Annotated in this window: 10 protein-coding genes; 1 reads left to right on the top strand and 9 read right to left on the bottom strand. The window is 37.9% G+C overall.

What is annotated here, in order from left to right; genetic code table 11:
- Window positions 1–42: 42 nt before the first annotated feature.
- The 5 genes from aroB to DXA60_RS11890 all read right to left on the bottom strand — a co-directional run bounded on the left by aroB (window position 43) and on the right by DXA60_RS11890 (window position 4,622).
- Window positions 43–1,137 carry a 3-dehydroquinate synthase gene (aroB, locus tag DXA60_RS11910; RefSeq protein ID WP_117921479.1) on the bottom strand — a complete coding sequence of 365 codons (1,095 nt, stop codon included), beginning with the start codon at window positions 1,135–1,137 and terminating at the stop codon, window positions 43–45.
- A 78-nt stretch (window positions 1,138–1,215) separates the two neighbouring features.
- Window positions 1,216–1,968 carry a YlmH family RNA-binding protein gene (locus tag DXA60_RS11905; protein ID WP_117921477.1) on the bottom strand — a complete coding sequence of 251 codons (753 nt, stop codon included), beginning with the start codon at window positions 1,966–1,968 and terminating at the stop codon, window positions 1,216–1,218.
- A 2-nt stretch (window positions 1,969–1,970) separates the two neighbouring features.
- A complete protein-coding gene (locus DXA60_RS11900; RefSeq protein ID WP_117921475.1) occupies window positions 1,971–2,507 on the bottom strand; it encodes a cell division protein SepF in 537 nt (178 codons plus the stop codon).
- Window positions 2,508–2,511: 4 nt separating this feature from the next.
- Complete coding sequence (locus DXA60_RS11895; protein ID WP_117921473.1) at window positions 2,512–3,207, bottom strand: YggS family pyridoxal phosphate-dependent enzyme; 696 nt, start codon at window positions 3,205–3,207, stop codon at window positions 2,512–2,514.
- A 14-nt stretch (window positions 3,208–3,221) separates the two neighbouring features.
- Entirely contained in the window at window positions 3,222–4,622 is a 1,401-nt protein-coding gene (locus tag DXA60_RS11890) for an HlyD family efflux transporter periplasmic adaptor subunit (protein ID WP_117921471.1), read from the bottom strand.
- A gap of 124 nt (window positions 4,623–4,746) precedes the next feature.
- On the opposite strand from DXA60_RS11890, the gene DXA60_RS11885 reads away from it, so the two are divergent.
- The gene (locus tag DXA60_RS11885; RefSeq protein WP_117921469.1) at window positions 4,747–4,959 is read left to right on the top strand and encodes a DUF378 domain-containing protein; all 213 of its coding nucleotides are present in this window, start codon (window positions 4,747–4,749) and stop codon (window positions 4,957–4,959) included.
- A 138-nt stretch (window positions 4,960–5,097) separates the two neighbouring features.
- On the opposite strand, the gene DXA60_RS11880 is transcribed toward DXA60_RS11885, so the two are convergent.
- The 4 genes from DXA60_RS11880 to DXA60_RS11865 form a co-directional block, all read right to left on the bottom strand.
- The gene (locus DXA60_RS11880; protein ID WP_015560543.1) at window positions 5,098–5,520 is read right to left on the bottom strand and encodes a hypothetical protein; all 423 of its coding nucleotides are present in this window, start codon (window positions 5,518–5,520) and stop codon (window positions 5,098–5,100) included.
- 118 nt (window positions 5,521–5,638) lie between these two features.
- On the bottom strand, window positions 5,639–6,622 hold the full coding sequence (locus DXA60_RS11875; protein ID WP_117921490.1) for a D-alanyl-D-alanine carboxypeptidase family protein: 984 nt from the start codon (window positions 6,620–6,622) through the stop codon (window positions 5,639–5,641).
- Window positions 6,623–6,701: 79 nt separating this feature from the next.
- Window positions 6,702–7,097, bottom strand: coding sequence for a methylglyoxal synthase (locus DXA60_RS11870; protein WP_006858330.1), 396 nt, complete (start codon window positions 7,095–7,097; stop codon window positions 6,702–6,704).
- 19 nt (window positions 7,098–7,116) lie between these two features.
- Complete coding sequence (locus DXA60_RS11865; protein ID WP_117921467.1) at window positions 7,117–8,220, bottom strand: FtsW/RodA/SpoVE family cell cycle protein; 1,104 nt, start codon at window positions 8,218–8,220, stop codon at window positions 7,117–7,119.
- Window positions 8,221–8,223: the final 3 nt, after the last annotated feature.

Below are 8,223 nucleotides of genomic sequence, written 5' to 3'. Positions count from 1 at the left end.
AGCTATTCCATTCTCCCCAGCATAGCTGGGGGATTAGACTTTTCATTCATGACAGACATAACGGATACCGTCAAGAATCTGTTCATCGCTTAGTTCCCGATAAATATAAGCGTTTCCAATTTCTTTTAACAGAATAAATTTAACCTGGTTTCCAACCATTTTTTTATCAGATTTTGTTGCCAAAAGGACTTCTCTGGCATCAAATCCATCAATCTGCAACGGCAGTTCAAAGAGTGATAACGCATTTTTAATCCGGGCAAAGTCTTCTGCAGAGATATGACCAAGCTGCATGGATAAATAGGATGCCGCAACAATACCAAGTCCTACACATTCTCCGTGATAAAGTGTAAAATCAGAAAGTTTTTCAATGGCATGCCCAATCGTGTGTCCAAAATTAAGAAGTGCACGCTCTCCCTGTTCTTTTGGATCACGTTCGACTACATCACGTTTAATATTACAACTTACATAGATCATTTCTTCTAAAATTTGCGGATCTAATGCCCAGATATCCTTTTCATGTGCGATAAGCCATTCAAAATAGGCAGCATCTTTGATCAATCCGTGTTTGATAATCTCTCCCATTCCGGAAACAATCTGTTTCTTTGGAAGAGAATGCAGTACGGAAAGGTTCATATAGACCAGTTTAGGCTGATAAAATGCTCCAACCATATTTTTATACTGCATAAAATCAACACCTGTTTTACCGCCAATACTGCTATCCACCTGCGAAAGCAATGTGGTTGGAATCTGGATAAAATCTATTCCACGTAAGTAAGTTGCTGCTGTAAAACCGGTCAGATCACCGACTACACCACCACCAAGTGCTAACAGAATATCTTTTCTGTCAAAGTGATTTTCTATCAGAAATTGATATAATGTACCGACTGTATCTGTGTTTTTGCTTGCCTCACCAGCAGGAAAAATATGTACAAATATATTTGAAAATGACGTAGACAGCTGTTTTTTTACTTCTTCTGCATATAGAGGAGCTACGTTAGAATCAGTGACAATACAAAGTTTTCGGTCAGAATCTATTCCAAGCCGGGACAGTTCTTTACAAAGATCCTTAAAATCATTTGTTAATTCGATGGTATAAATCACATTTGTTCCATCTGTAACCGGTATGCTTTTTGACATAATAATCTCCATTTCTGCCCATATCTAATGAGCACATCACAGTAATTCCCATTCCTATACGTTTGTTTATGAGTTTTATTAACTTTGGTATAGCTGATATTTGATTTTCAGACGACCCTTATTAGTTTCTCCTGAGATGGAAATAAAATGGAACCGTCCGTGACCACGCACAGAAATAATATCATCAGGTTTGCAGATATAGGTCGGTGTCTGAATGATTTTTCCATTTGCAAATACACGTTCTGCGTGAATCAATTCCTGGGACTGGCTTCTGGATAAACGGTATACACAGGCAATGACGGCGTCAAGTCTGTTTGAGGTGATAATGCCGTCTTTATCAATTAATTCCTGATGAAAATTGATTTCGTCTGCATCTGCAATACTTAAATGAACAAGTGTGTGGCGAACCTTTGTGAGCTGTTCCATAAAATATGGGGCAACATTCTCCTCACATAAAATATAATAACAGCCATCACCCATAAGGATATCACCAATCTTTGCGCGGTCTATACCGAGTGTCATGATAGATCCCAGCAGATCGCGGTGTCCTAATTTTTCTGCAAATTTTGGATATGCTGGTTCTACTTTTAATACCGCAATCGGATATGTCCACTCATAATAAAGAGCATCAGGAATAAAAGCAATTATCTGACGCTCTGCATAAGGTATACCGCCATAGCTTTCCGTCCTTGTTACAAATTCTGATTGGCACTGGTGGTAAATATTCATTTCATTTAAATTAAGGAAATCGCTGAATAAAACGATTCCCTTCCGATCAGCCTGTCTTGAAAGATCTAACAGGCGTTTTTTACAAAGATCCTGCTCATTCATAATTAAAAATCAGTCTGAATACCCCTTGTCTCAAATGAATCCATTAAACTTAAAAAATCCCCGGAAATATCTACGGATGCCGGTGTGATAATGAAGATATAATTTGAAATCTTCTGCAGATTACCACTGATCGCAAAACATGAACCGGATGTAAAATCAATAATACGCTGTGCAATCTCAACGTCAAGACCTTCTACATTGAGCACGACAGTACGGTTTTCCAGTAAAGTCTCTGTAATCTCCCTTGCATCCTCCACGGAAGTAGGTTTGATCACACATACTTTCATACCGCCAGGACCGGCTTGCTTTTTCGCTGGCCGGATCGGCGTAACCTTTGAGGTGGATTTTGTTGAAGTGTCTTTTGAACGTTCCGAATCATAATCTTTTTCTACAGCATCACGTTTTTTTTCACGATGAAATGTCTGTTTTGGCTCGTCCTCTGTATAATCGTCATCATAATCATAGTCTTCGTTGTAAAAATCGTCATCATCATCCGGATTCAGACGCATTGCATTTAAAAATTTATCAAGAACTCCCATGTTCTCACTCCTGTTTATAATTTCTTTCACCGAAAATTCCGGTTCCAACACGCACCATGGTAGCACCCTCTTCGATTGCAACCATGTAATCGCCTGTCATTCCCATAGACAGAATTTCCATAGATACATTATCTATGTTTTTATTTGTTATGTCAACAGATAATTGTTTTATTTTTCTGAAATATAGGCGATTATCCTCTGGGTTCTCAACATAAGGTGCAATCGTCATAAGTCCTTTGATACGAATGTTTTCAAGCCTGGAAATCTCTTCCACAAGAAGGATGGCATCTTCTGCGGAAATACCAAATTTAGACTCTTCATGCGCGATATTGACTTCGACAAGAATCGGGACGATCACATTCTGTTTTTTTGCCTGAATATTAATCTCTTCTGCAAGGCGGTATGTATCTACGGAATGAATCAGTTCAACTTTTCCGACGATATATTTTACCTTGTTGCGCTGAAGATGCCCAATCATATGCCAGCGGATATCCGATGGAAGCTGTTCCATTTTACTGCAGAGCTCCTGGACTTTATTTTCACCAAAATCACGGATATTTTCATCATAGATTTCCTGTAACATCTCGACAGGCTTTGTTTTGCTTACTGCGATCAGGGTTACTTCATTACGGTTTCGACCGGCATTTTTACAAGCCTGTTCAATATTTTTCTCTACATTTGCAAGATTTTCTTTTAACATTAATTTTTCCTCCATTATTTTAACAAATCATTTTCATTGATCTTCGCTCCGTCTAAGGCTATATGGTCGTAAAGAGAAATTCCATAGGAAGTTCCTGTTTTTACGATGGTATATTCTTTACTCTGATAGAGTATATCAATCTGTTTGAAGACAGCGTAACCTTTATTGACATTATAGACACCTTTTAGTGTTGCAGTGTCTGATCCGACCCGGTAAGTTTCATTTGAATCCGGTTTTACCAGAATGTCTCCGGCAGTGACATTTTCACTGTCTATATAGTAATAATCATCCGTTGTATAATAGACGGTTGGGGAAACAAATTCAGTCGTTGTTTTTCCATTTTTATTTGTGGACGAAACAAGCAGTCCATCGGCATCAGAATCTCCACCTTTCATAAAGTAGCTGATCGGTATGGTGTAGAATTCTTTTTCGGTAATAGCAGAATTTGGAATTTTAAGTCCGGTCTGTTCGGTAAGCAGCAGCTCAATTTCCAGAAAACGATCCTTTGCATAACGTACCAGAGAATTGCGAAGTGTTAAAATCAGATATTTTTCACCACCCTTTTCTGTGATCACATAGGTAGCGTATGCTGTTTTTCCGTCCTTTATAAACTTAAGTTTAAGAGTATTATCATCCTGAAGTTCATTTGCAAGCGTATCTGCAATGGGAACGATAATCTGCCATTCTTCGTTACTGATCAGTTTATATAAAGCATCTCCGGTGGTAACGGATGTATTCTGTTTTAAATTATTTCGCTGATAAGCAGCTTCATCAAACTGTTCTTTTGAAAAATTATCTGTCGTTGTGTTTTCAAATCCGTCCGTATAATAAGCAAGGATTCCGGGGGTATCAGTTGTGACTGTATGAAAGGAAGAACCACCACCGGCAGATGTATAGTCAGCCAATCCGTTTAAAGCCTCCAGACTTAATGCTTCATTCAGTGCAGAATCAATATTTTCTTTAAATGAATAAGTATTATAAAATGTCTGTGACTGATAGGAATTTTCATAATCGGAAATATCATTTTCAATTTCTAAGAGTCCCTCGGCATCCAGATTAGAAGCATCTGTACTGACATCATTGATCTTTTGGGAAACACTTCCACTTTCATCAACGGAACAGATCAGATCGCCGTATCCGACTCTCGAAGATTCCCGTACATAATAATTCAGCGAACCGGTATATTGTGATGTAACAATTGTTTCATCGCGAAGAACCAGACCACGGTAAACATTATTTTCTGCCATGGTTCCCTGTTCCACTTCATAAACGGAAATGTGTGTTGTTGTAATGTAAGAAAAGACATTAAAAACCAGATATATGAAAATAATAATAAAAATGATTACGCCAATATTTATGTTGAACGGTTTGCGATATTTTACTATTTTTTTATGTTCATTCAAAAATTTACTCACCTCTTAAAATTTTCAACATTTCTATTCTAACATTTTATTCAATAGAAAACAACGTGGATCAAAAAGTTTTGTATGAATAAAAATTTTTTTAATGTGCATACTATCTGCAAAAGGAGGCTAAAAAATGAATACAAACTGGCTTGATTACACATTGCTTACATTGGTTATTATCGGTGCAATTAACTGGGGACTGATCGGTTTTTTCAGATTTGATCTGGTGGCATTTCTTTTCGGGGACATGTCATGGCTTACAAGAATAATTTATGCACTTGTGGGAATTGGTGGATTATATCTGATCAGTCTGTTCGGAAGAATCCGTTCTGTAGGTGAATCTTAAACAACAGAATGCATACTATGCAGATATTCTATTGTTATGAAAAATATGCGGCATGGATAAAGAACTTTCCATACCGCATATTCATTCATAACAAAAGATATGTTCATATTGTGCACTACCGATATTACATATTCATTATTATAGGGAAATGACAATTTTTGCTTTTGCAATATCTGTCAGTTTAGATTCATCTTTCGATACGCTTAAGATGAATTTTACATTGTATTTTTCACTGATCACGTCGAGCTTTTGAATCGCATGATTTAAAAGTTCATCAGAATCAATTGATGCAATGGTAAGAAAACTGTCAAGATACATTTCTTCGAGGTCGTGATCCTGTGATATCACACCACAGATAAAACCGAGGAACTCATCACAGTTATCAATCAGAAAGTCATTTACATTGATCAAGCGTATTTTATTATTCAGCTCATACATGTGTTTCTGACTCTTATCCAGATATACGATATTGCCAGTTGCAGATGTGATCGATGTATTGACCTTGTTAAGCAGTTCCTTTGTCTTTCCTTTTCCCTTTTCACCTGAAATAATCTCTATCATGGTCATTTCCCTCCTGATCCTTCGATGCAACGTCCATATTCGTGAAAATGAATAAAAACGGTTCGTTTTATAAATTAATTATAGTATATAAATACAAAAAACACAATGATATTTTCAATTAATTTGCAAAACCGGATAACATTTCATTCATTAACAGATAAAGGTTTGTTTTTGCGTCTGCTTTCAGAACAATAGAAATAATTGGCTGGGATTGTTCATTCATAGAATAAAGGACAAGACAGTATCCTGCATCACCGGTTGTACCTGTTTTTCCACCGATTATGGTAAAACCGTCCGGAGCTTTTGCATGACCGCTCAGATATTGGTTTGTATTTTCCCATGTATGCTCTTCTGTTGTACCATCTGCCGCCTGATAAGTTACATCATAAGATGTTGTGCCTATAATCTGGACAAATGTTTCGTTCTGCAATGCAGCACGGAAAATCAGATACAGATCATATACGGAGGTATAATGATTTTCATCCGGAAGACCGTTTGGATTGACAAAATGAGACTGTGTTGCACCAAGTGCTGCCGCTTCCTGGTTCATCAGCGTTGCAAATTCTTCTACACTGCCTGAAATCGACTCAGCTATCGCAATTGCAGCATCATTACCACTTCGCAGCATCATACCATATAAAAGATCATCCATGCGGATCACATCTCCTGCATGAAGTCCGCAGACAGAGGAATCGGAAGCCTGATTTGCGGCATTTTCGCTGATCGTGACCGTCTGACTTAAATCTGTGCAGTACTTTAAAGCAATGTATGCAGTTAGGATCTTTGTTGTGCTTGCCGGATAAAGTCTCTCATAGATATTTTTGGCATAAACAACTTCATTTGTTGCCAGATTAAAAGTACCGGCTCCTTCTGCAACCTGGGAATCAGTTGTATCCGTTCCAAGAGGAAAATCATCTGCAACACAGAGATCATTTGAAAAGTATTCCTGTGCACCGGCGGAAACTGTTGATCCAAGACCAAGGCTTCCAGTTGTCTCGTAAATATCATAAGGTTGTTCCAAGGTGACTTTTTCTTCCCCGCAGCCTGTGATACTGCCAAGTAAAAGTGTTGTCACACATACAACAGCTAGCAATCGTTTCATGTTAAAATTCCTTTCACAAAATACGCAGGATACACCAGACAAAGGTATATCCTGCGTACATATTTTTCATTTGTTTTCATTATTTGTACATTTCACGCCACTCTAAATCGCCTCTGTCTAAGGATTTGATCAGAAGCTCGGCTGTAGCAAGATTTGTAGCAAGTGGTATGTTGTGCGTATCACAGATCTTTACGACATTGTTGACATCCGGTTCATGTGACTTTGGTGTTAACGGATCACGAAGAAAAATAACAAGGTCTATTTCGTTATGTTCAATCTGAGCTCCTAACTGCTGAGCACCACCCAAATGCCCTGCCAGATATTTATGAACGTTTAAATTTGTAACTTCTTCAATCAGTCTGCCAGTTGTTCCTGTTGCGTAAAGCTCATTTTTGCAAAGTATACCCCGATAAGCGATACAGAAATTCTGCATCAGTTTCTTTTTTGAATCGTGTGCTATTAATCCAATGTTCATGTTGTAGGACCCCCTGTTGTTAATATTTTTTCGGCTGAAGCCCGACATTTAAGACAAGCCCGATACCTATATACAAAGACCATAATGATGTAAGACCATAACTGACAAACGGAAGTGTTACGCCTGTATTTGGCAGAAGTCCGCTTGCCACACTGATATTAACAAAACTTTGAAATCCGACCAGTGCGCCTACACCACAACAGATCAGTCTGCCTGCTGTGTCTTTTGCTTTTCTAGCAATAAATATACACTCAATCGTGATGAAAAGCAAGAGAATTATGATCACTGCACTGCCCACAAATCCAAGTTCCTCCCCTGCAACTGCAAAAATAAAGTCATTTTGTGGTTCCAGAATAAAGTTACCATTTTTAACAGATGTAGGATCTGTATTATTAAGTCCTTTTCCCCATAAAAGACCGGAACCAATAGCCATGATGGAATTCTGCTGCTGGTAAGCAAGATCAGGATAATCATTCGGATAAAGCCATGCCATAATACGTCCAAGCTGATAAGCATGAATAAACGGAATCTTATCCTGGATGATCAGTGTCATACCGATCAGTCCGACCGGAATACAGATAATAAGAACACCGACCACCAGTTTATAATTTAAGCCTGCCATAAACAATAATGCGGCAAAAACTAAAGTAATCACGATCATAGTCGATAGATTTGGCTGTTTATAAATTAAAAACAGAGGGATTGCAAGTAATACAAAGGAAGAAACGATTACCTTTACGGAATTGATCTTTTCTTCGTGTTTCATAAAATAATATGAAAAAAATATGATCAAAAGTATTTTTACAAGCTCAGATGGCTGAAAACGGAAACCGCCGATCTCAAACCAGCGCTGTGCGCCTTTTGAAGAATCACCTGCAACAAGTACCAGCGCTAAAAGTCCGACAGCAGACAGATATATGATCCAGGAAAAACGGAGAATAAAACTGTAATCGATCAGAGATAAAATCACCATGATAATAATACCACTTACCATACCGATGATCTGTTTTTTCTGATCCCCGGGGCTTGCACTTCCAACCAGAAAGACCCCCAGGGTATTTAAAATCAGAACATACATTACCAGTATGAATTTATAATTCTTTAGTTTATAAAGTTTAGACATTAT

This window comes from Roseburia sp. OF03-24 (assembly GCF_003463035.1).
GTDB lineage: Bacteria > Bacillota > Clostridia > Lachnospirales > Lachnospiraceae > Roseburia > Roseburia rectibacter.
This window is presented reverse-complemented; position numbering and strand designations above follow the sequence as displayed.